20 protein-coding genes and 1 pseudogene are annotated in these 24746 nt (G+C 58.7%); 13 read left to right on the top strand and 8 right to left on the bottom strand.

Annotated features, from left to right (window positions below):
- Positions 1-104 precede the first annotated feature (104 nt).
- From ACOYXE_RS06350 to ACOYXE_RS06335, 4 genes are read left to right on the top strand one after another with little or no spacing between them, the layout of a single operon-like run.
- A complete protein-coding gene (locus tag ACOYXE_RS06350) occupies positions 105-887 on the top strand; it encodes a sugar phosphate isomerase/epimerase family protein (RefSeq protein WP_160058126.1) in 783 nt (260 codons plus the stop codon).
- Positions 880-1899 carry a sugar kinase gene (locus tag ACOYXE_RS06345; protein ID WP_160058128.1) on the top strand — a complete coding sequence of 340 codons (1020 nt, stop codon included), beginning with the start codon at positions 880-882 and terminating at the stop codon, positions 1897-1899. The genes ACOYXE_RS06350 and ACOYXE_RS06345 overlap by 8 nt, the downstream gene beginning before the upstream one ends.
- Before the next feature lie 57 nt (positions 1900-1956).
- Positions 1957-3255 (top strand): MFS transporter, encoded by a 1299-nt coding sequence (locus tag ACOYXE_RS06340; RefSeq protein ID WP_405123569.1) that lies wholly within the window; start codon positions 1957-1959, stop codon positions 3253-3255.
- 13 nt (positions 3256-3268) lie between these two features.
- On the top strand, positions 3269-4246 hold the full coding sequence (locus tag ACOYXE_RS06335; RefSeq protein WP_160058131.1) for a 2-hydroxyacid dehydrogenase: 978 nt from the start codon (positions 3269-3271) through the stop codon (positions 4244-4246).
- Between the two features lie 117 nt (positions 4247-4363).
- Here ACOYXE_RS06335 and ACOYXE_RS06330 read toward each other — a convergent pair whose 3' ends face one another.
- From ACOYXE_RS06330 to ACOYXE_RS06315, 4 genes are all read right to left on the bottom strand, one after another.
- A complete protein-coding gene (locus tag ACOYXE_RS06330) occupies positions 4364-5551 on the bottom strand; it encodes a pyridoxal phosphate-dependent aminotransferase (protein WP_160058133.1) in 1188 nt (395 codons plus the stop codon).
- 41 nt (positions 5552-5592) lie between these two features.
- A complete protein-coding gene (locus ACOYXE_RS06325) occupies positions 5593-7218 on the bottom strand; it encodes a methyl-accepting chemotaxis protein (RefSeq protein WP_405123567.1) in 1626 nt (541 codons plus the stop codon).
- A 200-nt stretch (positions 7219-7418) separates the two neighbouring features.
- Positions 7419-8561 (bottom strand): glycerate kinase, encoded by a 1143-nt coding sequence (locus tag ACOYXE_RS06320; protein WP_460928239.1) that lies wholly within the window; start codon positions 8559-8561, stop codon positions 7419-7421.
- 217 nt (positions 8562-8778) lie between these two features.
- Complete coding sequence (locus ACOYXE_RS06315; protein WP_160058139.1) at positions 8779-9897, bottom strand: sugar diacid recognition domain-containing protein; 1119 nt, start codon at positions 9895-9897, stop codon at positions 8779-8781.
- 171 nt (positions 9898-10068) lie between these two features.
- Between ACOYXE_RS06315 and ACOYXE_RS06310 the strand changes: the two genes are divergently transcribed.
- The 5 genes and pseudogenes from ACOYXE_RS06310 (at position 10069) to rarD (ending at position 15843) form a co-directional block, all read left to right on the top strand.
- Positions 10069-11379 (top strand): MFS transporter, encoded by a 1311-nt coding sequence (locus ACOYXE_RS06310; protein ID WP_160058141.1) that lies wholly within the window; start codon positions 10069-10071, stop codon positions 11377-11379.
- A gap of 198 nt (positions 11380-11577) precedes the next feature.
- Positions 11578-12591, top strand: a complete 1014-nt coding sequence (locus tag ACOYXE_RS06305) for an aldo/keto reductase (protein ID WP_160058142.1) — start codon at positions 11578-11580, stop codon at positions 12589-12591.
- 112 nt (positions 12592-12703) lie between these two features.
- Positions 12704-13750: pseudogene (locus ACOYXE_RS06300) on the top strand (acyltransferase family protein); the annotation flags it as partial.
- Positions 13751-14087: 337 nt separating this feature from the next.
- The gene (locus tag ACOYXE_RS06295; RefSeq protein ID WP_460928236.1) at positions 14088-14810 is read left to right on the top strand and encodes an SGNH hydrolase domain-containing protein; all 723 of its coding nucleotides are present in this window, start codon (positions 14088-14090) and stop codon (positions 14808-14810) included.
- Between the two features lie 151 nt (positions 14811-14961).
- Positions 14962-15843: an EamA family transporter RarD gene (gene rarD / locus ACOYXE_RS06290; RefSeq protein WP_405123565.1), complete on the top strand. Its 882-nt coding sequence runs from the start codon at positions 14962-14964 to the stop codon at positions 15841-15843.
- Positions 15844-15987: 144 nt separating this feature from the next.
- Here rarD and hppD read toward each other — a convergent pair whose 3' ends face one another.
- Both hppD and ACOYXE_RS06280 read right to left on the bottom strand, forming a co-directional pair.
- Complete coding sequence (hppD, locus tag ACOYXE_RS06285; protein ID WP_007912211.1) at positions 15988-17064, bottom strand: 4-hydroxyphenylpyruvate dioxygenase; 1077 nt, start codon at positions 17062-17064, stop codon at positions 15988-15990.
- A gap of 245 nt (positions 17065-17309) precedes the next feature.
- Entirely contained in the window at positions 17310-18257 is a 948-nt protein-coding gene (locus ACOYXE_RS06280) for a DMT family transporter (RefSeq protein ID WP_460928234.1), read from the bottom strand.
- Between the two features lie 78 nt (positions 18258-18335).
- Between ACOYXE_RS06280 and ACOYXE_RS06275 the strand changes: the two genes are divergently transcribed.
- From ACOYXE_RS06275 to ACOYXE_RS06265, 3 genes are all read left to right on the top strand, one after another.
- Positions 18336-19205: a LysR family transcriptional regulator gene (locus ACOYXE_RS06275; RefSeq protein ID WP_460928232.1), complete on the top strand. Its 870-nt coding sequence runs from the start codon at positions 18336-18338 to the stop codon at positions 19203-19205.
- A 112-nt stretch (positions 19206-19317) separates the two neighbouring features.
- Positions 19318-20853, top strand: a complete 1536-nt coding sequence (locus ACOYXE_RS06270; RefSeq protein WP_460928231.1) for an EAL domain-containing protein — start codon at positions 19318-19320, stop codon at positions 20851-20853.
- A gap of 235 nt (positions 20854-21088) precedes the next feature.
- Positions 21089-21454 carry a histone-like nucleoid-structuring protein, MvaT/MvaU family gene (locus tag ACOYXE_RS06265; protein WP_160058154.1) on the top strand — a complete coding sequence of 122 codons (366 nt, stop codon included), beginning with the start codon at positions 21089-21091 and terminating at the stop codon, positions 21452-21454.
- Positions 21455-21672: 218 nt separating this feature from the next.
- Here the strand turns inward: ACOYXE_RS06265 and ACOYXE_RS06260 are convergent, their stop codons facing one another.
- The gene (locus ACOYXE_RS06260; protein ID WP_160058156.1) at positions 21673-22191 is read right to left on the bottom strand and encodes a DUF4946 domain-containing protein; all 519 of its coding nucleotides are present in this window, start codon (positions 22189-22191) and stop codon (positions 21673-21675) included.
- 139 nt (positions 22192-22330) lie between these two features.
- Between ACOYXE_RS06260 and gloA the strand changes: the two genes are divergently transcribed.
- Positions 22331-22852 (top strand): lactoylglutathione lyase, encoded by a 522-nt coding sequence (gloA, locus tag ACOYXE_RS06255; RefSeq protein ID WP_160058158.1) that lies wholly within the window; start codon positions 22331-22333, stop codon positions 22850-22852.
- 251 nt (positions 22853-23103) lie between these two features.
- Here gloA and ahpF read toward each other — a convergent pair whose 3' ends face one another.
- Positions 23104-24666, bottom strand: coding sequence for an alkyl hydroperoxide reductase subunit F (ahpF, locus tag ACOYXE_RS06250; RefSeq protein ID WP_460928230.1), 1563 nt, complete (start codon positions 24664-24666; stop codon positions 23104-23106).
- Between the last annotated feature and the right edge of the window lie 80 nt (positions 24667-24746).

The raw sequence follows: 24746 nt of genomic DNA, 5'->3' as shown, positions 1-24746 counted from the left end.
CATTGTGGGAGCGAGCCAGCTCGCGAAGGCGTCCGAAAGGACAACACAGAAACACCTGATATTTTTTTGAACAAAAATGAAACCGGTTTCAGAGGTCGATAACAATGAATAAACCCGACGTTTCCATCAGCCTGTCCAGCTACGGCGCCGAGCTTGTGCGTCAGCGCGGGCAGGATTCTTTTATCGATGTGCTGGCTGCGGCCGGGGCCAATCGCATCGAGTGGCGCGAAGAGTTGCTGACCCGCGAAGAACCGGCGCAACTGGCGCACGCCACCCAGGCGCTGGGCCTGCAAAGCATCTATTCGTCGCCGACCGAGCTGTGGCTCGCCGGTCAGGCACAACCCAATCCAGAACTGATCACCGCCCTGCAACAGGCCGAAGCCTTTGGGTCGAAATGGCTGAAAGTGTCGCTGGGCTATTTCACCGACACCAATGACCTGCAAGCCCTGGCCGAACGTTTGAAACACAGTCCGGTGCAGTTGCTGGTGGAAAACGACCAGACCTTGCACGGCGGCCGCATCGAGCCGTTTCAGCGCTTCTTCGCCGCTGTTGAACAGCACAATCTGCCGATCAAAATGACTTTCGACATCGGCAACTGGCAGTGGCAGGACCAGTCCGCCACCAGCGCTGCGCGCCTGCTTGGCCGCCATGTCGGTTATGTGCACTGCAAAGCCGTGGCCCGTCGCGCCGACGGCAAACTGGTGGCGGTGCCGCCGGCCGTCAGTGATCTGCATCTGTGGGAACAACTGTTGCGGCACATGGCCCAAGGCGTTATGCGCGCGGCCGAGTATCCGTTGCAGGGCGATGATCTGGTGCAACTGACCACCGAGCACGTCGCCGCCCTCGCCCGCCTCGGCCAATCCCGTCTGGAGCCTGCTCATGTCTGAGATCGATATTCTTTCGTTCGGCGAAACCATGGCGATGCTGGTCGCTGAGCAGACCGGTGATCTGGCGGCGGTCGAGCACTTCCACAAGCGCATTGCCGGGGCCGATAGCAACGTGGCGATCGGGCTATCGCGCCTGGGTTTCAACGTCGCCTGGCTGAGTCGGGTTGGCAATGATTCGCTTGGGCGCTTTGTGGTCGAGACCTTGATCAAGGAAGGTCTGGATTGCAGCCACGTCGATGTCGATAAACAGCACCCGACCGGTTTCCAGTTCAAATCGCGCAACGACGATGGCAGCGACCCGCAGGTCGAGTATTTCCGGCGCGGTTCGGCGGCCAGTCATCTGTCGCCGCAGTCGATCAACGCCAGCCTGCTAAGCGCCCGCCATTTGCACGCCACTGGGATTCCTCCGGCGTTGTCGGCCTCGGCGCGGGAGATGTCTTTCGAACTGATGACGCGTATGCGCAATGCCGGGCGCAGCGTGTCGTTCGACCCCAATCTGCGCCCGAGCCTGTGGGCCAGCGAGGGCGAAATGATCACCGAAATCAACCGCCTCGCCGCCCTTGCCCATTGGGTGCTGCCGGGGCTGAGTGAAGGTCGTTTGCTGACTGGTTTTGACGATCCGGCAGACATTGCCGCGTTTTATCTCGATCAGGGCGCTGAGGCGGTGGCGATCAAACTCGGGCCGGAGGGTGCTTATTACCGAACGCATCTGGCGTCGGGATTTGTTGCTGGTGTGCCGGTGGCCAATGTCGTCGATACGGTCGGTGCCGGTGACGGCTTTGCAGTGGGGATGATCAGTGCCCTGCTCGAACATCAGAGTATTGCCGAGGCGGTGCAGCGGGCGAACTGGATTGGCAGTCGCGCGGTGCAGAGTCGCGGGGATATGGAAGGGTTGCCGACCCGCCTGGAGTTATCGGTTGAATTTGAGGCCGCCTTCGCGAGCAGGCTCGCTCCCACATTTGGAATGCATTCCCCTGTGGGAGCGAGCCTGCTCGCGAAGAGGCCCGCCTAGTCACTGCAAATAATTGAACCTGCTGCGACAAAAACAACAAGCTCAGGAGCAAGACCCATGAAAACCGCAACCCTTGCCACCCGCCGCTGGTGGTACATCATGCCCATCGTGTTCATCACCTACAGCCTGGCGTATCTCGATCGCGCCAACTACGGCTTCGCCGCCGCGTCGGGCATGGCCGAAGACCTGATGATCACCCCGGGCCTGTCTTCGCTGCTCGGCGCGCTGTTCTTTCTCGGTTACTTTTTCTTCCAGGTGCCGGGTGCGATCTACGCGCAAAAGCACAGCGTGAAGAAACTGATTTTCGTCAGCCTGATTCTCTGGGGCGGTCTCGCGACGTTGACCGGCGTGGTTTCCAACGCCTATTGGCTGATCGTCATCCGCTTCATGCTCGGCGTGGTTGAAGCGGCGGTAATGCCGGCGATGCTGGTCTATCTGTGCCACTGGTTCACCCGTGCCGAACGCTCGCGGGCCAACACGTTTCTGATCCTCGGCAACCCGGTGACCATGCTGTGGATGTCGGTGGTTTCGGGGTATCTGGTGCAGCATTTCAGCTGGCGCTGGATGTTCATCATCGAAGGCCTGCCGGCGGTGCTCTGGGCATTTATCTGGTGGCGCCTGGCCGATGATCGTCCGTCCGAGGCCAAGTGGCTCAACGACCAGGAAAAGCAGGACCTGGAAAGTGCACTGGCCGCCGAACAGGTCGGTATCAAAGCGGTGAAGAACTACGCCGAGGCCTTCCGTTCGCCGAAGGTGATCATTCTCGCGCTGCAGTTTTTCTGCTGGAGCATCGGCGTTTACGGCTTTGTGCTGTGGCTGCCATCGATCCTCAAGGCTGGCGCGCAAATGGACATGATCGAGGCCGGCTGGCTGTCGGCGCTGCCGTATCTGGCGGCGGTGATCGGCATGCTTGTGGTGTCGTGGGGTTCGGACAAGTTGCAGAAGCGCAAACGCTTTGTCTGGCCGCCGCTGCTGATCGCATCCATTGCGTTCTACGGTTCTTACGCGTTGGGCGCGGAACATTTCTGGTGGTCGTACACGCTGCTGGTGATTGCCGGCGCCTGCATGTACGCGCCTTACGGACCGTTCTTTGCCATCGTTCCGGAGATTCTTCCGGCCAACGTTGCCGGCGGTGCGATGGCGCTGATCAACAGCATGGGCGCGCTCGGTTCGTTCGGCGGTTCGTATCTGGTCGGTTATCTGAACAGCTCCACCGGCTCGCCCGGCGCTTCCTACCTGCTGATGAGCGGCGCGTTGCTGCTGTCGGTGGTGCTGACGATTTTTCTCAAGCCCGGCGCCAGTGATCGCGTCGTTGCCAAAGTCGTCGCCACGCCTGCCGTGCCGGCGCATTCCTGAAGAGACTTCTGCCATGAAAAAACAGGTCGTGTTGTACAAGAAACTTTCGCCCGCGCTGATGGCGCGTCTGCAGGAACAGTGCGAAGTCACGCTGATCAACAGCCTCGACGCCGACGGTCTGATGCAACTGCGCGACGCCCTGCCCCGTGCCCACGGCTTGCTCGGCGCCAGCCTGAAACTCGATGCGGCGTTGCTTGATCTGGCACCGCAACTCGAAGCTATCGCTAGCGTTTCGGTAGGTGTCGACAACTACGACATCGCTTACCTGAGCCAACGCAAGATCCTGCTCAGCAACACCCCGGACGTACTCACCGAAACCACCGCCGACACTGGTTTCGCCTTGATCCTCGCCGCTGCCCGGCGCGTGGTTGAACTGGCGAACATGGTGCGCAGCGGCCAATGGAATCGCAACATCGGCCCGGCGCATTTCGGCACTGATGTGCATGGCAAGACGCTGGGAATTATTGGCATGGGTCGCATCGGCGAAGCATTGGCGCAGCGTGGGCATTTTGGTTTTGGCATGCCGGTGATCTATCACAGTCAGTCGCGTAAACCGGCAGTCGAAGCGCGATTCGATGCGCAATATCGTAGCCTTGAAGATCTGCTCCAGCAGGCTGATTTCATTTGCCTGACCTTGCCATTGACGGCGCAGACCGAAGGTTTGATCGGCGCTGAGCAGTTTGCGCTAATGCGCCCGGAAAGCATCTTCATCAATATCTCGCGGGGCAAAGTGGTGGATGAGGCGGCGATGATCGAGGCGCTGCGTCATCAGCGGATTCGTGCGGCGGGGCTAGATGTGTTTGAGCGCGAGCCGTTGCAGCATGATTCGCCGTTGTTGCAGCTTAGTAATGTGGTGGCGACGCCGCACATGGGTTCGGCGACGCATGAGACGCGCGAGGCGATGGCGCGGTGTGCGGTGGAGAATCTGTTGGCTGCGTTGAAGGGAGAGAGGCCGGAGAATCTGGTGAATCCATCGGCTTGGCAGGGCTGAATTAATCGGTGGCTGTAATGCCGCCTTCGCGAGCAGGCTCGCTCCCACAGGGGAATGCATATCCAATGTGGGAGCGAGCCTGCTCGCGAAGAGGCCGGGACAGGCAACCCAAAACCATCAGGCACTGCGCGCCTGTAACAACTGCGCCGCACAAAGCGCAATCCGCGCACAGGCATCCGCCAGTTTCACCCGATCCAACACCAAACCAATGCGGATATGCCCCGCCGCACTCGGCCCGAACGCTTCACCGGCGAGGACCGAAACCCCATAGCCTTCCAGCAATTGCTCGGCAAACGCCTGGGCTCCCAGCCCGGTCTGGCGAACATCGACCATCACGAACATGCCGCCATCCGGACGAATCGGGTACAGCCCGGGGCAGCCCTGCAAACGCTCACACACCAGATCCCGGCGCAGGCGATACTCCTCGCGCATCTGCGTCACTTCCGGCAGGTCTGAGTGCAACGCAATCTCTGCAGCCTTCTGCACAAAATCCGGCAGGCCAAACAACATGCTCAGCGACAAATTGACCAAGTGCTCGGCCAGCGATGTCGGCCCGATCATCCAGCCGATGCGCCAGCCGGTCATGGCGTGGGATTTCGACAGGCTGTTGATTGTCGCCGTGCGCTCAGCCATGCCCGGCAGACTCGCCGGACTGACGTGCTGCCCCTCGTACAGCAAATCGCTGTAGACCTCGTCGCTGATCAGCCACAAGTCATGCCGCACACACAGCGCCGCCAGCTCCTGCCAGATCAGCAGTGACAGACTCGCGCCGCTGGGGTTGTTCGGACTGTTCAACAGCATCGCGCGGGTTTTCGGCGTGATGCGCGCAGCGACATCAACCGGGTCGACACGAAAGCCGTTTTCCGGGCGCACCGGCACCGGCACTACCGTCGCGCCGCAAGCGCCAAACACGCCTTCGTAGGTGACATACATCGGTTCTGCAACAATTACTTCATCGCCCGGATCCAGCAAGCATTGCGCCACCGAATACACCGCACATTGCGCGCCGGGCATGACGATCACGTGGTCGGCATCCACCGCTTGCCCGCTGCGCTGACGATGGCGTTCGGCAATCAGCGTGCGCAGCGCCGAACGGCCACGCACATCGGAATAATGTGTATCGCCGGCCAACAAGCTGTCGATTGCGCCGTGGACAATTGGCAGAGGCGTGTCGAAATCCGGATCGCCGATGCTCAGCAGCAGGATATCGACACCCTCGGCGCGCAACTCCAGCGCTCGGTCGTGAATCTGCCAGGCCGCTGCTCCCTCGCCGGCGATTCGTTGGGTCAAGGCTGAATAGCGCATGTACGTCTCCTGATTGCGCGGTCTCCAGCCTTCACCGTATCTCAAATCACGAAACGCGCCACCATCGCATTCAAATCCACCGCCAGACGCGACAATTCGTGGGTCGCGGCGCTGGTCTGATTGGCCCCGGCAGCCGATTGCGTGGCCAGATCGCGGATGTTGACCAGGTTGCGGTCGACCTCGCGCGAGACTTGCGCCTGCTCTTCCGAGGCGCTGGCGATGACCAGGTTGCGCTCGTTGATCTGGTGAATCGACTGGGTGATCTGCTCCAGCGCCACGCCGGCCGCGCGAGCCATTTCCAGCGTTGACTGGGTGCGCTGGTTGCTTTGCTGCATCGACGAGACCGCTTCGCCGGTGCCGTTCTGAATGCCGGCGACCATTTTTTCGATTTCCTGAGTCGACTGCGCCGTGCGATGGGCCAATGCCCGCACTTCGTCCGCGACCACGGCAAAACCACGTCCGGCTTCCCCGGCGCGCGCCGCTTCGATGGCCGCGTTGAGTGCCAGCAAGTTGGTCTGTTCGGCAATGGCGCGGATCACGTCGAGCACTTTGCCGATGTCGCGGCCCTGCGCGGCGAGGCCTTCGATCATGTGCGCGGTGTTCTGCACGTCGTGGGTCATGGTCTGGATCGCGTCGACGGTTTTCACCACTTGATCGCGGCCTTCGCGGGCGGCGTGGGTCGACTGGTTCGAGGCTTCGGAGGTCGACACGGCGTTGCGCGCGACTTCTTCGACGGCGGCGGTCATCTCGTTGACGGCGGTGGCGGCCTGCTCGATTTCGTTGTTCTGCTGCTGCAGGCCACGGGACGCTTCTTCAGTCACCGCGCTGAGTTCTTCGGCAGCGGCGCCCAGTTGCGTGGCAGAACCGGCGATCTGCTCGATGGTTTTACGCAGGTTGGTTTGCATGGTGGCCAGCGCCTGCAACAACTGCGTCGCTTCATCCTTGCCGTCGATTTCGATGACTTTGGTGAGGTTGCCGTCAGCGATGGTTTGCGCGGCCTGCACGGCGCGGTTCAGCGGTGTGACGATGCTGCGGGTAAGCAACCAGGCCAGCAGCACAGTGGCAATAGCCGCGAACACGGCGACGATAATGATCCCCGTGATCGCGCTGTCATAGTATTGACCCGCCTGAACTGATGCTGCTTTGGCGTCGGAAGCATTCATGGCGATCAGTTTGTTGAGCTGCTCGCCCATCTGGTCGGTGCCGTCCTTGATCCGCGTGTTGATCAGGGCACGCATCTCGTCGACCTTGTCCTGACGCGACAGCTCCATCATCTGGTTCTGCGCTTGCAGGTAGTTGTCGAGCGTGGTCGCGAAGCTCTGGTACAACGCCCGTTCTTCCGGGCCAGCCGGCAGTGCCGCGTAACTGGCCTGCGCGGCGCGAACCTTGTCGACCAGGACGCCGATGCGGGTCTGCGCTTCCTGCAACCCGGCCGCTTCGCGGTTGACCAGCACGCGGAACGACAGAATGCGCAAACGCAGGACGTTTTCTGTCACTACGGCAAGTTGCGTCACGCTGGGCAGTTGCGTCGAATCCATCTCGACGGACGCCTGACGGATGATCGACATGCGGTTGACGGCGAACACGCCGAGCACGATCACCAACAGGGCGATAAAGGCAAAACCGAGGAAGGCACGGGGCGCGATGTTCAGGTTACGCAGGGACATAGTTGAGCTCTCGGAAGATAGAAACTACGAGCGTCCATGCGTCATCACTGGCCCGTGGGGGCGGGCTCAGTCCGGCGTCACTGTTTTAGGAAGTTATGTGCGCGCCTGATAGCTGTATCGGCCAGGCTTTAGGAAGATTGCGGGTCAGGGGTAACTATTTTTCAGGGTGTTACAAGATTGAAACACCCTGTGGACCTGTTTCACACGTTGTGTTTCGCCATCTGCCAGACGCGGGCAATATCGGTAGCGCGTTCGCGCAACAAACGCGGAGCCTCGGCGCAGGCCTGCTCCAGCGTCATCGGGCCACTGGTCACGGCGAAGGCCGCATCGATGCCGTGATCGTAAAGTTCTTGGTAACCCTCGCCCAAGGTGCCGGCGATGACGATCACCGGCACGGCGTGCTGTTTGGCAATCCGTGCGACACCGAACGGTGTCTTGCCGCGCAAGGTCTGGGCATCGAAGCGCCCTTCCCCGGTAATCACCAGGTCGGCGCCTTTAACGGCTTCGGCGAGGCCGACCAGTTCGGCAACCACTTCAACCCCGGCTTGAAATTGCGCGCCGAGAAAGGCCTTGGCGGCAAACCCCAAACCACCCGCCGCGCCGCTACCCGGTTCGTCACGTACGTCTTTGCCCAATGCTTGCGCGCACAGTTCGGCGAAGTGCCCCAACGCCTGATCGAGTTGCTGCACCTGCGCAGGTGACGCGCCTTTCTGCGGGCCGAAAATCGCCGAAGCACCGTGCGGGCCGCACAGCGGGTTGTTGACGTCTGCGGCGATATCGAAGCGCACCTGCGCCAGACGCGGGTCGAGTTCACTCAAGTCCAGCTGCGCCAGTTGCGCCAGTGCCAAGCCGCCGGGCACCAGCGACTGATGCTGCGCATCGAGCAACTTCACGCCCAGCGCCTGCATGGCCCCGGCGCCGCCATCGTTGGTCGCACTACCACCAATCGCCAGAATCACCCGTTGCGCGCCGGCATCCAGCGCGGCACGGATCAGTTCGCCGGTGCCGAAAGTGCTGCTGATGCAGGCATCGCGTTGGCCGAGCGGCACCAATTGCAGGCCGCTGGCCTCGGCCATTTCGATGATTGCGGTGTGATTGTGTGGCAACCAGCCCCACGCCGCGTCAACCGACGCGCCCAACGGGCCACGCACACGAGTGCGGCGCAGTTCGCCTTCGCAGGCAGCCAGAATCGATTCGACCGTGCCTTCGCCGCCATCGGCCATCGGGCATTTGACCAGTGTGGCCTGCGGCCAGACCTGGGCCAGGCCAAGGGCAATGGCTTCAGCGACGCCTTGGGCACTCAGGCTGTCCTTGAACGAGTCGGGGGCGATGACGATCTTCATGCGAATTCTCCGGTTGCAATGCCCCTCATGCTGCCAGTCGGCCCGCGCCTTGACGCCTGTCCGCTGCACAAGTGGCGGGGGCGTTTATTGTTCATTTTCACAAAAGGCTCTGCGGTGAATGTACCGCCGCCATCGCGAGCAGGCTCACTCCTACAGGGGAATGCATTCCAAATGTAGGAGTGAGCCTGCTCGCGATGGCGTCTTTGAAGGCGCCCAATCAGTTCGGATCAGTCTGCGGCAGCAACTGCACCCCAAGATACAGCGCCAACATCCCATCCAGCCTGAGCGGATCAACCCCGCTCAACTCGGCAATCCGCTCCATCCGATAACGCAGGCTGTTGCGATGAATCCCCAATGCATCGGCACACGCCTGACTCTGGCCATCGTGCTCACACCAACTGCGCAGCGTCGCCAGCAACTGCCCGTTGGCGTCCTTGGCGATCACTTTGCGCAAGGGTTTGAGCAGTTCGTCCAGCGCATCATCGTTACGATGCCGCCACAGCATTACCGGCAATCGATAGCGGTTCAGCGTCAGCAACCGCGAGTGCGGCAACACTTCCCGGCCATAGGCGAGCAAGTCGCCGACCCGTCGATAACAACGGCGCAATCCGGTGAGCCCATCAGCCTGTCCGCCCACGGCAATGCGCAGCACCTTCCAGCCCAGACCATCGAGTTTTTCCAGCAAGCGGTCATGCTCGACGTGCTGAGTCGCCGGGCGACACCACAGCAGCGATGACTTCGCCGAACTCACACACCAGCTATCGGGATAACGCGACATCAGCCAGGCACTCAGCGCCTCGACGGTTTGCCCCGGCCCATGTTCAAGGCCCAGCTCAAAAAGATACGGCACCCGCGTCAATTGCGGTTTGAGTCCAAGCTGTTGCGCTTCATCGACCAGACGCGGCGAGTCCCCCGCCTCGCTCAACAACAACGCCAGCAAGTCATCACAGCGCTGGCGCCGCCATTGCTGTTCGGCCTGTTGGTTGCGCTGGCCGACGAGCATCTCGGCGGTCATGCGCACCAGTTCTGCGTACGTACGCAGTTGCTCTGGTTCGCCGGTAATCCCGAGCACGCCGATCAAGCGTTGGTCGAGCAACAGCGGCAGATTGATACCCGGTTGCACGCCTTTGAGATGCACAGCGGTCTGCGCATCGATCTCCACCACGCGACCATTGGCCAGCACCAGTTGCGCGCCTTCGTGACGGGTATTGATGCGCTCCGGTTCGCCGCTGCCGAGGATCAGCCCCTGGCTGTCCATGACGTTGACGTTGTAGGGCAAAATGGCCATGGCCCGGTCGACGATGTCCTGGGCGAGGTCGTGATCGAGTTCAAACATGATGGGCAAGATCCTTGAAAAACGCGGCAGTCGGTTGTTCACCCGCACAGGGTCTGGCGGCAAACCCTGTGCTCAGGCACAAAGACAATCCGGCCAAAGGTGACCGAGACTCTCGGGGCGATCAACGTTACCCTTTGCATCGCAAAAAATCATAATAAAGAGAGAGCCGCTATGTCGCAGAGCGCCGCAGCTACCCAGACCATCGATGACGATAAAAACGCCGTCTACAAACGCATCACCCTGCGTTTGATCCCCTTCATTTTCATCTGCTACCTGTTCAACTACCTCGACCGGGTCAACGTTGGATTTGCCAAACTGCAGATGCTCGACGCACTGAAATTCAGCGAAACCGTGTACGGCCTCGGTGCCGGTATCTTCTTCATCGGCTACGTGCTCTGCGGCGTGCCGAGCAACCTGGCCCTGACCAGATTCGGCCCACGGCGCTGGATTGCCGTGATGATGATCACTTGGGGCACGCTGTCGACCTGCCTGCTGTTCGTCACCACCCCGACCGAGTTCTACACGCTGCGCCTGTTCACCGGTGCGGCCGAAGCCGGGTTCTTCCCGGGCGTCGTGTTGTACCTCTCGCAATGGTTCCCGACCTTCCGCCGTGGCCGGATCATGGCGCTGTTCATGTCGGCGATCCCGGTTTCCGGTCTGCTCGGCAGCCCGTTCTCTGGCTGGATTCTCAATCACTTCGCCGCAGGGCAAGGTGGTTTGGCCGGCTGGCAGTGGATGTTTCTGCTGCAAGGCATTCCTACCGTCATCCTCGGCGCCCTCGCCTATTTCCTCCTGAGCGACAGCTTCGCCAACGCCAAATGGCTGAGCCCGCATGAGCGTGCGGTGCTTGAGGCGGATCAAGCTGAAGACTTGGCGAACAAACCAAAAACCACCTCCGACTCGCTGTTGGCGGTGTTCAAGAACCCGGCGATCTGGGCGTTCGGCCTGATTTACTTCTGCATCCAGAGCGGCGTGTACGCGATCAACTTCTGGTTGCCGTCGATCATCAAGAACCTCGGTTTCAGCGATAACCTGGTGATCGGTTGGCTGAGTGCGATTCCGTATCTGCTGGCGGCGGTGTTCATGCTGGTGGTCGGGCGGTCGGCGGATTTGCGCAAGGAACGCCGCTGGCATTTGGTGGTGCCGATGCTGATGGGCGCGATCGGTCTGGTGATCGCGGTGAATTTCGCGGCCAATCCGGCGATTGCGATTCTCGGCCTGACCATTGCCACCATGGGCGCACTGACCGGCCTGCCGATGTTCTGGCCGGTGCCGACGGCGATGTTGAGCGCCGGTGCCGCGGCCGGTGGTCTGGCGTTGATCAACTCGATGGGGCAGATGGCTGGGTTCCTTAGCCCGTACCTGGTGGGTTGGGTCAAGGACAGCACGGGGTCGACCGATGCTGCGTTGTATCTGCTGGCGGCGGTGATTGTCGGCGGGAGTTTGCTGGCGTTGCGCATGACGCGGACGTTGCGGGCTTAAGGTTTTGATGAAAGAAAGAACGGCCCTTTTCAGGGTCGTTTTTCGTTGGGTATCTGGCTTGGTTTTTGTGGTGGTCTGTAGATCTTTTCCCCCTCACCCCAGCCCTCCCGAAACGTCGGATGAGCCAATATTCACTTTGCCGCATCGCACGCTTCTGGTATTTGATTAACCCTTTCCCACCGACAAAAGGATTTCGGCATGAGCTTTCGCATACTCGGGCACTCGGGGTTGCAGGTGTCCACCCTCACCCTCGGTACGATGATGTTTGGCGAGCAGACCAGCGCTGAGGATTCACTGCGTATCATCGATAAGGCCTGGGATCAGGGGATCAATTTCATCGACACCGCTGACGTCTACACCAACGGTCGCTCCGAAGAGATCGTCGGTGAAGCGATTGCCCGACATCGGCATGAGTGGGTGCTGGCAACCAAGGTCGGTTTCGGCCCGGTGGACGGTGTGCCGAATCGTAGCGGTTTGAGCCGCAAACACATTTTCAATGGCATCGATGCCAGCCTGACCCGGCTCGGCACGGACTATCTCGACATCTATTACCTGCACCGTGAAGACCACAACACGCCTCTGGAGGTCAGCGTTTCGGCGATTGGTGATCTGATTCGCCAGGGAAAAATTCGCTACTGGGGCCTGTCGAACTATCGCGGCTGGCGGATTGCCGAGGTGATTCGTATCGCCGACAAACTCGGCGTTGATCGCCCGGTGATCAGCCAGCCGTTGTACAACATCGTCAACCGTCAGGCCGAGACCGAGCAGATCACCGCGGCGCAAACCTATGGCCTGGGCGTGGTGCCTTACAGTCCGCTGGCCCGTGGCGTGCTCAGCGGCAAATACGCGCCGGACGCTACACCGGATGCCAACAGCCGTGCCGGGCGTCAGGACAAGCGCATTCTGGAAACCGAGTGGCGCGTGGAATCGCTGCGCATCGCCCAGCAGATTCAGCAGTACACCGAGCAGCGCGGCGTCGGCATGGTCGAGTTTGCGATTGCCTGGGTGTTGAACAACAGTGCGGTGACGTCGGCGATTGTCGGGCCGCGAACTGAAGCGCAATGGGATGCATACACCAAGGCGCAGACCGTGAAGATCACCGCAGCAGATGAGGCGTTTATCGATTCTCTGGTGACGCCGGGCCATGCATCGACGCCGGGATTCAACGATGTCAGTCATTTTGTGTCGGGGCGTAAACCGCAATTGGTTTAAGCATTTTCCCTTGTTCAGCAACAGCCGATACAATCGGCTGTTTTTCGTTGAAGCAAGCGCGATCAAACGGATGATTTGATTGAGCGTTCAGAAATAACCAAGGATTTAATACATGCTCAATCGCCCCGTTGAGGTATCCAGGAAGCCTTTGCGCGGGCTGCTGTTCAAACTGTTTGCCGATAAGTTTCCTGAGCCGGCAGCAACCGCAACTGTCGGGGATCGCAAACCCTCGATTGATTACCGTGCGGATATCGACGGCCTGCGCGCAATCGCGGTGTTGCTGGTGCTGATTTTCCACGGCGGCCTGACGTTCTTCCCGTCCGGGTTTATCGGCGTCGATATCTTCTTCGTGATCTCCGGTTATTTGACCACCGCAATCATCATGAAGTCGCTGAACAACGGCACGTTCACTTTCTCGGGGTTCTACACGCGGCGCATCTGGCGCCTGCAACCGGCCGTTATTGCGTTGCTGGGCGCAACGCTGATAGTCACAACGTTGCTTTACTTGCCCGATGACTATGTCGACTTTCTCAAAAGCGAGAAATACACCTCGTTAATCATCTCCAACCAGTACTTTTCCAAAGTAACCACGGGTTACGCCACGCCCGATGCGGCCAGTCTGCCGCTCTTGCACACCTGGTCGCTGGCCATTGAATGGCAGTGGTATCTGGCGCTGCCACTGGGCCTCTGGTTGCTCAACCGTTATCTGGCGAAAAGCCTGTTCAAAGCGGCGGTGCTCGGTTTGACCCTGGCGGCCATGGCGCTCGCGCTGTATCTGTCTTACTCGGCTCCTGAAAAGAACTACTACTTCTTCACTGCGCGAATCTTCGAATTGATGATTGGCTCCTGTGCGGTCATCTTCAGCACGCACACGTTCAGGCTCAATCGCCTGAGCGCCACGCTGGTCTGCGCGCTTTCGCTGGCGACAATCATCTACTGCGCCACCCTGGAAGATATCCTGCCGGGCTTTCCGCGATACCACGCCATTGCCGTGTGCCTCGCTACGGCGGCCTTACTGTTTAAGGGTGTTGGCGATGCGAGCGTCACCTCGAAACTGCTGGCGTTCAAACCCTTGGTGTTTATTGGCACGCTTTCGTACTCCTTGTACTTGTGGCACTGGCCGATCCTCGCAGTGATGAGTTACATGGGCATCGCGCTCACCCCGCCGATGACGATTGTTTACTTCGTCTGCACTTTCGCCACGGCCTGGCTCTGCTATGTGCTGATCGAAAACCGCTTTCGAAAGGCCCGGCTCGGCTTTACCAAAACCCTGGTCGTGCTGATGATCGTGCCGGCGATCGGCCTGTCTCTGCTCCACGCTGCCAGCGTCAGACAAGAAGGCTGGTCCGAACCGCTTCAACCAAGGCTACAACGACGTGTTCAACGGCTTGAAAGCGTCTGTTCCGGCCAGTCGCGAGGGATGCCTGGGGGTCAGCGATGGCGCCGACCCTGGCTGTATATCGGGCGCCACACAGGCTGCACCGCAAATATTGCTGATGGGCGATTCGTTTTCGAATCATTACTGGGGCTTTGTGGAAACACTGGCCAAAGACGCCAATCTTGCCGTGCTCACACAGGGCTACCCGGCGTGCCTGGCCTTGCCCGATATCTACCTCTATGACGTGAATAAATACACGAACGGGCTGTATCAAAAATGCCACAACGCCGCTCAACGCTATTACGACATGATCGCGAAGCGGCATTTCAGGTATGTGATCGTGGGTCAGTTCTGGGAGGCCTATCTCGACGATGACATCGTCACCCAACTCGATGACCCGCGCAGCCCGGAACTGTCAAGACAACGCCTCGGCACAGCGATCCGCAAGGCCCTCGATATCATTGTCGAATCCGGTGCGACGCCGGTTTTTCTGGAAAATACGTTGCCCATGCCTGCGGGGATCAACACCTGCCTGCTGCAACAGGTCAAGCTGCGCGGCTTGATGGGCAGTGCCGAGCAAAGCAGCCTCTGCGCTACGGCGCCATGGTCTGGCGCAAAAGAGCCGGTGCTGGAACAACTGTTCAATGACCTGAAGACCGAATATCCCGGTTTGATCGTCATTGACCCGAAAATCGTGCAATGCAAAGACGACGCGTGTATGACCACCGTCGACGGTTTGCCGGTCTATCGTGATATTGGTCATATCACCGATTACGCCTCCTACAAGTTCGGCGAGATGTACTTGATGCGCTTCGGCAATCCGTTGAAGGTTGCGCAGTGACGTCGACTTTTAAGTCAAGGTCAAAAGATCGCAGCCTGCGGCAGCTCCCACAAGGAATGCGTGTGAATAATATTGAGCATCCGGCCAATATTCAGCACAAAAACCACGTATCCTTCGCGCCCGTTTGACCATCAACTCCCGCGAGGACAGTTTGTCTAAAGGTATCGCTCTATCGGTTTCAGCCTCGGTGCTGTTTGCCGTCATGTATTACTACACTTCGCTGCTCACACCGTTGAGTGGCGTAGAGATTTTCGGCTGGCGGATGCTGCTGACCGTGCCATGCATGACCGTGTTCATGCTGGTGTCCGGGGAATGGCGGCGGGTGCTGGAACTGGTTCGTGTGGTCGCGGCAAAACCAAAACTGGTCGCCGGGTTGATCGTCTCGGCTGCCCTGCTCGGTGTGCAACTGTGGCTGTTCATGTGGGCGCCGCTCAACGGCTACAGTCTCGATGTTTCGCTGGGTTACTTCCTGCTGCCACTGGCGATGGTCCTGACCGGAAGGATTGCCTACGGCGAAAGCCTGTCGTACCTGCAAAAAGTCGCGGTGTTCTTCGCATCCCTGGGTGTTGTGAACGAGCTGTACCAGGTCGGCGGATTTTCCTGGGCGACACTGGTGGTCGTGGTTGGCTACCCGCTGTACTTCGTGCTGCGCAAATACCTGAAGACTGACAATCTTGGCGGCTTGTGGGTCGACATGACGCTGATGCTCCCCGTCGCCTGGTGGTTTGTGCACGGTGGCGAGCAAGGCTTTGGCGTGTTTGATCAGTACCCGGGGCTGATGTGGCTGATCCCCTTGCTCGGCCTGATCAGTGCGTCGGCGTTGGTGGTGTACATCATCGCCAGCCGCTTGCTGCCGTTCAGCCTGTTTGGCTTGTTGAGTTATGTTGAGCCGGTGTTGCTGCTCGGTGTGGCGTTGCTGCTCGGTGAGAGCATCAAGTCCGGTGAATGGCTGACGTATATTCCGATCTGGCTGGCGGTGATTGTGCTGGTGTTTGAAGGCTTTAAACACTTGATGCGCCAAAGCCGTCCTTAAAGCAAAAGATCGCAGCCTGCGGCAGCTCCTACATTTGGAATGCGTATTTCCTGTAGGAGCTGCCGCAGGCTGCGATCTTTTGATCTTGAAAGAAATCCCGGCCCTGCATCGCTGCAGGCCGGGATTTTTCATTTCAGTGGTCGATTACTCAGTGGCAAGCACACCACGTCGCACCTGATCACGCTCGATCGATTCGAACAGTGCCTTGAAGTTACCTTCACCGAAACCATCATCGCCCTTGCGCTGGATGAATTCGAAGAACACCGGGCCCATCAGGGTTTCCGAGAAGATCTGCAGCAGCAGACGCTTGTCGCCCTGTTCCGAGGCGCCGTCGAGCAGGATGCCGCGCGATTGCAGCTGATCAACCGGTTCGCCGTGGTTAGGCAGACGGCCTTCGAGCATTTCGTAGTAGGTGTCCGGCGGCGCGGTCATGAAGCGCATGCCGATCTTCTTCAACTGATCCCAGGTCTTGATCAGGTCGTCGGTGAGGAACGCCACGTGCTGAATGCCCTCGCCGTTGAACTGCATCAGGAACTCTTCGATCTGACCCGCGCCTTTGGACGATTCTTCGTTCAGCGGGATGCGGATCATGCCGTCCGGTGCGGTCATCGCTTTCGAAGTCAGGCCGGTGTATTCGCCCTTGATGTCGAAGTAACGGATCTCGCGGAAGTTGAACAGCTTCTCGTAGAAGTTCGCCCAGTAAGCCATGCGACCGCGATACACGTTGTGGGTCAGGTGGTCGATGATCTTCAGGCCAGCACCGACCGGGTTGCGGTCAACGCCTTCGATAAACACGAAGTCGATGTCATAGATCGAGCTGCCTTCGCCGAAACGGTCGATCAGGTACAGCGGCGCGCCGCCGATGCCTTTGATCGCCGGCAGGTTCAGCTCCATCGGGCCGGTTTCGATGTGGATCGGCTGAGCGCCGAGTTCGAGTGCGCGGTTGTAGGCTTTCTGCGAATCCTTGACGCGGAACGCCATGCCGCAAACGGACGGGCCGTGCTCGGCAGCGAAGTACGAAGCAACGCTGTTGGGTTCGTTGTTGAGGATCAGGTTGATCGCGCCCTGACGGTACAGGTGCACGTTCTTCGAGCGGTGGGTCGCGACTTTGGTGAAGCCCATGATCTCGAAGATCGGTTCCAGGGTGCCCGGCACCGGCGATGCGAGCTCGATGAATTCAAAGCCCATCAGGCCCATAGGGTTTTCGTATAAATCTGCCATGGTGGCACCTCATCATTTCTTATCAATTAACCAGGGTTATTTGTCAGTCATGTGAGGTCGGTGGGTGGCGCGCAGGAGATGCCACGCACACTGCGGGCGAGGAAGTCACCGTAGATCAGTTGAAACCCGAATATCTTCATTGTCGACCCAAGGCTCTTGCGGGCGAGGCTTCTGCTGCCAGAAGACGATTATTATTGTATGCGTAACCCGATTCTACACAGCGTAAATAGGCTTGTCTGCTCTCTCTATAAAATCCGCTTTCTGGCGCCCGGTGCAAGGGGTTTGTTGCAGAGGTAAATGCCCGTCAGGATCAGTACGCCACCCCCATACATGGCCAATGTCAGTTGCTCGCCCAGCAACACAGCGCCGAAGACTACGGCCGTCAACGGGTTCAGCGCGATAAACACCCCGCTGCGCGTCGCGCCGATTTTACGGATGCCGTCGTAGTAACCGATGTAGGCGAGCGCCGAGCCGAGGATGCCGAGGTACAGCAGGCTCAGCCATTGCGGCAGCCCCAGATCATCCAGCGCCTCCCAGCTCAGTTCGCCGCGCACAGCCGCCAGAACCCACAACATGAACGTGCCGATCAGGATCGAGTACGTCACGGTCTGCACCGGCCCCAGCGTCTGATTCAGCTCACGGGAAAACAACGAGTAAACACCCCAACCCAGCACGCAGCCAAGGATCAACAGATCACCGATCCATGCGTCAGGCGTTGCAGCCAGTAATTGTGGATTACGGCTGACGATCACCAGGCCGGCGCCAACAATACAGGTCGCGATGCCAGCAACTTTCACCCGGCCCAAGCGTTCTTTGAACAGCCACCACGAGGCAAGACCGATCACCGCCGGGTTCAACGCGACAATCAACGAGGTCCGCGACGCGTTGATGTATTGCAGGCCGTAAAAAAAGCACAGGTTATAGAAGAAGATCCCGAAGAACCCTAGCAACGCCAGTTGCAACCATTGCCTTGGCGCCGGACGCGCCAAGGGGATCCGCGCTAGCCACAAGAAGCCGAGCAGCGCCGCACTGGCGAGCAAGAAGCGCAGGCTGGCCGCGAGGATCGGACTCAGACCTCCGGCCAGAAAACGCCCGGCGACAAAGGTCCCGCCCCAGATCATGGTCACCGCCGCCAGTGTCAGATAAACCGCGATGTCGGACGATGTTATGTGCAGTTGCTCGACGTTGCGCATGAGGCTCCAGACCAAAGAACTTTAGGAATGCCGTATCATTCCCTTCATTTCTTGTCATCGTAAAATGAGCAAACACTCATGACCCTCACTCAACTGGAAATCTTCTCGCTGGTTGCCGAGTTGCGCGGGTTTACTCTCGCGGCCCATCGGCTGGGGATTTCGCAGTCGGCAGTATCCCACGCGATGAAGTCGTTGGAGCAGGAACTCGGCGTCGAGTTGCTGCGTCGGCACTCTTCTTCAGTGGAACTCAGTGACATCGGAGAACAATTACTGCTGCGCGCCCGCGCCATGCTCGGGCTGGCCAACACCTTGCGCCAGGAAGCCGCCGATGCTCGCGGCATGAAAACCGGCACCCTGCGCATCGGCTCGTTCGGGCCAACCTCGTCGATCAAACTGTTACCCAGGATTCTGCGGCAATATCGACAGGCGCATCCGGGCATCGAAGTGCACATCGATGAAGGGCCGGATCGACAAGTGATTCAATGGCTGGAAGAACGACGGATCGACATCGGTTTTGTGGTGCTGCCCGAGGAGCGCTTCGACACCTTTGCCTTGATCGAAGACCAACTGGTTGCCCTGCTTCCAGTCAGCCATCCGCTGGCAACACGCTCGGCGTTGAGCCTCAAGGAGTTGTGCGACGCGCCGTTTGTGCTGACCGAGGCTGGTTCTGCGGAACTGGTGTCGCGGCTGTTCATGGCCGCGCGTTTACAACCAAACATCCGCTATCGCTGCTCGCAACTGCTCAGCACCCTCGACACGGTCAGCCGTGGTGACGCCATTACGATTGTTGCCGAAGGCTCATTGCCGGAGGAGGCAACGCCTCGCTATGTGAAGAAGCCATTATTGCCGGCCGTACAGCGTCAGGTTGGCCTTGCTGTCCTTGATCAGCGCCAGGCGTCCCCCGCTACGCTGGCCTTTATCGAGCTGGCGACGCGAATGAAGCACTGATGAGCGGCGCAAGCGCCTTCGGCCATCTATCCTCCCCCATGGCTGATGTGATTTGCGCGCCGTTATCCGGCCTGCCTTCGCGAGCCTCAATTCATCGCGACAGGATGCGCCCATGCCGTTAACCCTCAGACCCCGCCGCATGCGCGGCACGCGCATCGTTGTGACACTGCTCAGCGGTCTGCTTCCAGTGCTGGTGGGCAGCGCGATCCTTTACATGCAGGCTGAACGCACGCTGGAACAAAGTTCACGAGAGACTGCAGAAGAGGCGTTGGGCCAGTTCGAGTTGATGCTCGATAACACCGCCCAGGCAGCCCGTGAATTGTTGCCATTGGCCGGCCAGACCTGCGAAAACGTCAAACTCGCCCTGCGCGAACAAGTGACCCGCCGTCCATTTGTACGCTCGACCAATCTGGTGTGGGACGACAACCTCTATTGCAGCTCGCTGTTTGGCGACTTCAAGGAAGCCGTCAACGCGGGTGACTACAACCAGGGCAAATTGTGGCTGATGAATGGCAACCCGGTGACACCCGACACCGCCCTGTTGGTCTATCGGCTCAGCGAAGGTCGCGGCGGCGCTCTGACGACACTGGATGGTTACCATCTAAGCAATATCTTGCGTCTGATCGGACGGCACATGCTGTTGGTGTTGCAAGTGGGCGATAACTGGCTGTCGGCTGACGGCAAAGTCCACACTGGCGCCCTGCCCGCGTTGCCGATAGCGCAAAACACCCTGGAATCTTCCCGCTATGCGTTCAGCGTTTCTGCCGGTTTTCCCGAGGGCGAAACCTGGCGCTACATGGCCGATGAATATCCGCCATTGTTTAGTTTGTTGATCTTTTTTGGCGTGGTATCGGGTGCCATCGGCCATGTTTTGCAGAAGCGCTCCACGTCACCCAGCCACGAAATGCTCCGCGCGCTTGAGGCCGGCGAGTTCATTCCTTACTTTCAGCCCGTGGTGCACGGCGACAGCAAGAAATGGTCGGGAGCCGAAGTCTTGATGCGCTGGACTCACCCCAAAGAAGGGCTGGTGCGCCCAGATCTGTTTATTCCATTCGCCGAACATTCGGGGTTGATCGTGCCGATGACTCGCGCCTTGATGCAACAGACCGCCGCAGTGCTGGGACCGCTATCATCAACGTTCGCCCCGCCATTTCACATCGGCATCAATATCACCGCTAGCCATTGCAAGGACCTGGAACTGGTGGAGGACTGCCGGGAGTTTCTCGCCGCGTTCGTGCCCGACAGCATCAGCCTGGTGCTGGAGTTGACCGAGCGTGAATTGATCGAGCCGACTGACATCACCCGGCAACTGTTCGAGCAACTGCATGCACTGGGCGTGAAAATCGCGATTGACGACTTCGGCACCGGTCACTCAAGCCTCGGCTACTTGCGCAAATTCAACGTCGACTTCCTGAAGATAGATCAGAGTTTCGTCGCCATGATCGGCATCGATGCGCTGTCCCGACACATTCTCGATACGATTATCGAACTGTCGGCCAAGCTTGATTTGGGTATTGTTGCCGAAGGTGTCGAAACTCAGGCGCAAGCCGATTATCTGACGGCACATCATGTCAACTTTCTGCAAGGCTACCTGTTCGGCAAACCGATGCCTGCTGCGGACTTCATCAGCGCATTAACTCACCATTAACTAAGCCGGATTAAGACGAGCGTCCCGATCAGACGCACCAAATTGATACAAAAGACCGCTGTTGTTACATGAAGACAACATCAGGATTTACTCTTGGCGCATTAACTACTACAATTTTTTCACCCTGAGCAAGATTGGCAGGTGAGCCATTTATCACCGAGTCGCTTCAAGGCTCTTGGCTTATTAGCTTTGTTTGCGGTTGGTATCAGCCAAACACACTATTGGAGTAAAGATATTGTCCAGACTCGCTGAATTTCGTGCAGCTGAAAAGGCCCTTCAGGAACAGCTCAAGCAGCTGGAATCGCTGAAGAACGATGCCGGGCTCAAGAAAGAAATCGAATTCGAAGAAAAGCTCCAGGGGCTGATGAAAACCTACGGCAAAGGCCTGAAAGAAATCATCGCCATCCTCGATCCGAACCCGGCAAAATCCGGTCTGCAGACCTCTGCAGCACCTAAAACCCGTCGCGCTCGCGTGATCAAGGTTTATCAGAACCCGCACACCGGTGAATTGATCGAAACCAAAGGCGGCAACCACCGCGGCCTGAAAGCCTGGAAAGAACAATACGGTGCTTCCACCGTTGATTCCTGGTTGCGCGGTTAATCCCTGCCAACAAAAAAGCCCTGCATCATGCAGGGCTTTTTTATTGACAATATCTAACAAATGAAATGAATTTCATCGAACAAGTTACGAGTTTTCTGTAACGTTGCTGAGTCAGACCGCTAAACATTTTGCTGCGCGATGTTACGATCAGGGTCAGCGTTAAACTTTGTGCTTAATCCGTTCGGGTATCTAACCTTCGCCGTGAAGAGTGCAGCGGATTAAAGTTTCAAGCTGTTTCTCACCGTCACTATCTCTTCTGCGCTCGCCTTATAAACCTCAGCTTGTCCGGCGTAGGAAAGAACATAAGCCTTGTCCGCCTCGACCGCCGCCACCAAGGTTTGCGACAACACATGTCGACCGTTTTCGGTGATCGTGCAAGTGGTTTCCAGTGCCGGCAAAGTACCCAGCTTGGCCGGATGCACTTTGTTGCAGACACTTTGATAGCCACCCTGGAAGAAGTCCTTCTGTATCGACTTGCGCATCTCCAGCAGCACGCCCTGCAAATTGACCTGATGGTCCTTCTCAACCTGAGTCATGGTCAATTCCATCACCATGACCTGATTGCCATCGGCGTCATTCTTCACCGCACGCTGACGGGAAACCTGTGCACTTGTCTCAGGCAGTGCCTCGACTTCCCAGCCGGCCGGCCAGGTAATGCGCGGTTCGTCCGCCGATGCGCAGACAGCCACAAGCGACAACACAGAAAAAACAAACAGGGATTTGAACAGTCGGATCATTTCCGGGCGCACTCGCAGATTGAGCGGTAAAGTCTGAGGCCCGTCTGCACGCAGGGCAAGTCTGCCCTTTCATTTGGCGATGCTGGCAGGCATGCGTATCATTGCGTCCATTCACTCGCCCATAGTTATTGGAGGGCCCATGAGCCTGCACGAACTCAACACTTTCCCAGGCGTCACCGCCACCCCAGACAGCGCAACCCGCAACTTCGTCTTCAACCACACCATGTTGCGCGTCAAAGACATCACCAAATCTCTGGACTTCTACACCCGCGTACTGGGTTTCTCGCTGGTCGAGAAGCGTGACTTCGCCGAGGCCGAGTTCAGCCTGTACTTCCTCGCACTGGTCGACAAAGCACAGATCCCGGCCGACGCCGCTTCTCGCACCGAGTGGATGAAGTCGATTCCGGGCATCCTCGAACTGACCCATAACCATGGCACCGAGAACGACGCGGATTTCGCTTACCACAACGGCAATACCGATCCGCGTGGTTTTGGCCATATCTGCATTTCGGTGCCGGATATTGTGGCGGCGTGTGCACGCTTCGAAGAGTTGGGCTGCGATTTCCAGAAGCGCTTGACCGATGGGCGCATGAAGAGCCTTGCGTTCATCAAGGATCCGGATGGTTACTGGGTTGAGATCATCCAGCCAGCGCCACTGTAAAAGCTGAAAAGCCCCTACCTAGCCCTCTCCCGGGGGGAGAGGGAAATGATTGGGGGATATTGGAGCATTACGTCGACTTGAACGATTGGCGCTGAATTCATAATCGACTGGATCGTTCAGGTCGACGGACAACGCCAGACACCTCGGTCGGCTCCCTCTCCCTCGGGAGAGGGCTGGGGTGAGGGGCCGCTTTTTACGCGCAATAAAAAACCCGTGATCGCTCACGGGTTTTTTCATTTCTGGCCTGGCCGTTATGCCGGGGCCGAAGTGCGGATCAGGTGATCAAAAGCACTCAGCGAAGCCTTGGCACCCTCGCCCACCGCAATCACGATCTGCTTGTACGGCACAGTCGTCACGTCGCCGGCAGCGAAGATGCCCGGAATCGACGTTTCACCACGGTTATCGACAATGATCTCGCCACGCGGCGACAGTTCGATGGTGCCCTTCAGCCAATCAGTGTTCGGCAGCAAACCGATCTGCACGAAGATCCCTTCCAGTTCCACAGTGCGCAACTCATCAGTGTTGCGATCTTTGTAACGCAGGCCGTTGACCTTCTCACCATTACCGGTGACTTCAGTGGTTTGCGCACTGGTGATCACGGTAACGTTCGGCAGGCTGTGCAGTTTGCGCTGCAGGACGGCGTCAGCGCGCAGTTGTACGTCGAACTCCAGCAGGGTTACGTGCGACACGATCCCGGCCAGGTCGATGGCTGCTTCAACGCCGGAGTTACCGCCGCCGATCACCGCCACGCGCTTGCCTTTGAACAGCGGACCGTCGCAGTGCGGGCAGTACGCCACGCCTTTGTTGCGGTATTCCTGCTCGCCCGGCACGTTCATTTCACGCCAGCGCGCACCGGTCGCCAGAATCACGCTTTTGGCTTTCAGGGTCGCGCCACTGGCGAAACGGACCTCATGCAGCTCGCCGTTTTTGCCCGGGATCAGCTTATCGGCGCGTTGCAGGTTCATGATGTCGACGTCGTACTGCTTGACGTGTTCTTCCAGCGCCGTGGCCAGTTTCGGCCCTTCGGTTTCCTGTACGGAAATGAAGTTCTCGATGGCCATGGTGTCGAGCACCTGTCCGCCAAAGCGTTCAGCGGCGACGCCAGTGCGAATGCCTTTACGTGCAGCGTAAATCGCTGCTGACGCACCGGCCGGGCCACCGCCGACAACGAGCACATCAAAGGCGTCCTTGGCGCTGATTTTCTCGGCCTGACGCTCGATGGCGCCGGTGTCGAGTTTGGCGAGAATCTCTTCCAGGCCCATGCGGCCCTGACCGAAGTTCTCACCGTTCAAGTAGATGCTCGGCACGGCCATGATCTTGCGATCGTTGACTTCGTCCTGGAACAACGCACCATCGATAGCGACGTGACGGATGTTCGGGTTAAGCACGGCCATCAGGTTCAGTGCCTGGACCACATCCGGGCAGTTCTGGCAGGACAGCGAGAAGTAAGTCTCGAAGCTGAACTGGCCTTTGAGCGAACGGATCTGCTCGATCACTTCAACACTGGCTTTCGATGGGTGGCCGCCGACTTGCAGCAAGGCCAACACCAGCGAAGTGAACTCGTGGTCCATCGGGATGCCGGCGAAACGCAGACTGATGTCAGCGCCCGGGCGGTTGATCGAGAACGATGGCTTGCGTGCATCGCTACCGCTGTCGATCAACGTAATTTGGCTCGAAAGACTGGCAACGTCTTTCAGCAGTTCCAGCATTTCACGGGATTTCGCACCGTCGTCGAGGGAGGCAACGATCTCGATCGGCTGGGTGACCCGTTCCAGGTACGATTTCAACTGGGCTTTAAGATTGGCGTCCAACATACGGGCGATTTCCTTTATTTGAGGCGAAAAAAAGCCCGAGCGAATCTCGCCCGGGCATTTTTATTGGGCGGTGCAGCGTA

It is taken from the genome of Pseudomonas sp. MC6 (assembly GCF_054790575.1).
The sequence above is the reverse complement of the archived record's forward strand: the minus strand, read 5'-3'. Positions and strand labels throughout refer to the sequence as shown.

Excerpts from the sequence above, each read along its gene's own strand:
- ACOYXE_RS06320 (WP_460928239.1), bottom strand. The coding sequence starts at position 8,561 with ATGAAGATCGTCATCGCCCCCGACTCGTTCAAGGACAGCCTGAGTGCC.
- ACOYXE_RS06350 (WP_160058126.1), top strand. The coding sequence starts at position 105 with ATGAATAAACCCGACGTTTCCATCAGCCTGTCCAGCTACGGCGCCGAG.
- gloA (WP_160058158.1), top strand. The coding sequence starts at position 22,331 with ATGAGCCTGCACGAACTCAACACTTTCCCAGGCGTCACCGCCACCCCA.
- ACOYXE_RS06275 (WP_460928232.1), top strand. The coding sequence starts at position 18,336 with ATGACCCTCACTCAACTGGAAATCTTCTCGCTGGTTGCCGAGTTGCGC.
- ACOYXE_RS06310 (WP_160058141.1), top strand. The coding sequence starts at position 10,069 with ATGTCGCAGAGCGCCGCAGCTACCCAGACCATCGATGACGATAAAAAC.
- ACOYXE_RS06325 (WP_405123567.1), bottom strand. The coding sequence starts at position 7,218 with ATGTCCCTGCGTAACCTGAACATCGCGCCCCGTGCCTTCCTCGGTTTT.
- ACOYXE_RS06315 (WP_160058139.1), bottom strand. The coding sequence starts at position 9,897 with ATGTTTGAACTCGATCACGACCTCGCCCAGGACATCGTCGACCGGGCC.
- ACOYXE_RS06305 (WP_160058142.1), top strand. The coding sequence starts at position 11,578 with ATGAGCTTTCGCATACTCGGGCACTCGGGGTTGCAGGTGTCCACCCTC.
- ACOYXE_RS06340 (WP_405123569.1), top strand. The coding sequence starts at position 1,957 with ATGAAAACCGCAACCCTTGCCACCCGCCGCTGGTGGTACATCATGCCC.
- ACOYXE_RS06260 (WP_160058156.1), bottom strand. The coding sequence starts at position 22,191 with ATGATCCGACTGTTCAAATCCCTGTTTGTTTTTTCTGTGTTGTCGCTT.
- ACOYXE_RS06335 (WP_160058131.1), top strand. The coding sequence starts at position 3,269 with ATGAAAAAACAGGTCGTGTTGTACAAGAAACTTTCGCCCGCGCTGATG.
- ACOYXE_RS06330 (WP_160058133.1), bottom strand. The coding sequence starts at position 5,551 with ATGCGCTATTCAGCCTTGACCCAACGAATCGCCGGCGAGGGAGCAGCG.
- ACOYXE_RS06345 (WP_160058128.1), top strand. The coding sequence starts at position 880 with ATGTCTGAGATCGATATTCTTTCGTTCGGCGAAACCATGGCGATGCTG.
- ahpF (WP_460928230.1), bottom strand. The coding sequence starts at position 24,666 with ATGTTGGACGCCAATCTTAAAGCCCAGTTGAAATCGTACCTGGAACGG.
- ACOYXE_RS06270 (WP_460928231.1), top strand. The coding sequence starts at position 19,318 with ATGCCGTTAACCCTCAGACCCCGCCGCATGCGCGGCACGCGCATCGTT.
- hppD (WP_007912211.1), bottom strand. The coding sequence starts at position 17,064 with ATGGCAGATTTATACGAAAACCCTATGGGCCTGATGGGCTTTGAATTC.
- ACOYXE_RS06280 (WP_460928234.1), bottom strand. The coding sequence starts at position 18,257 with ATGCGCAACGTCGAGCAACTGCACATAACATCGTCCGACATCGCGGTT.
- ACOYXE_RS06295 (WP_460928236.1), top strand. The coding sequence starts at position 14,088 with ATGGGCGATTCGTTTTCGAATCATTACTGGGGCTTTGTGGAAACACTG.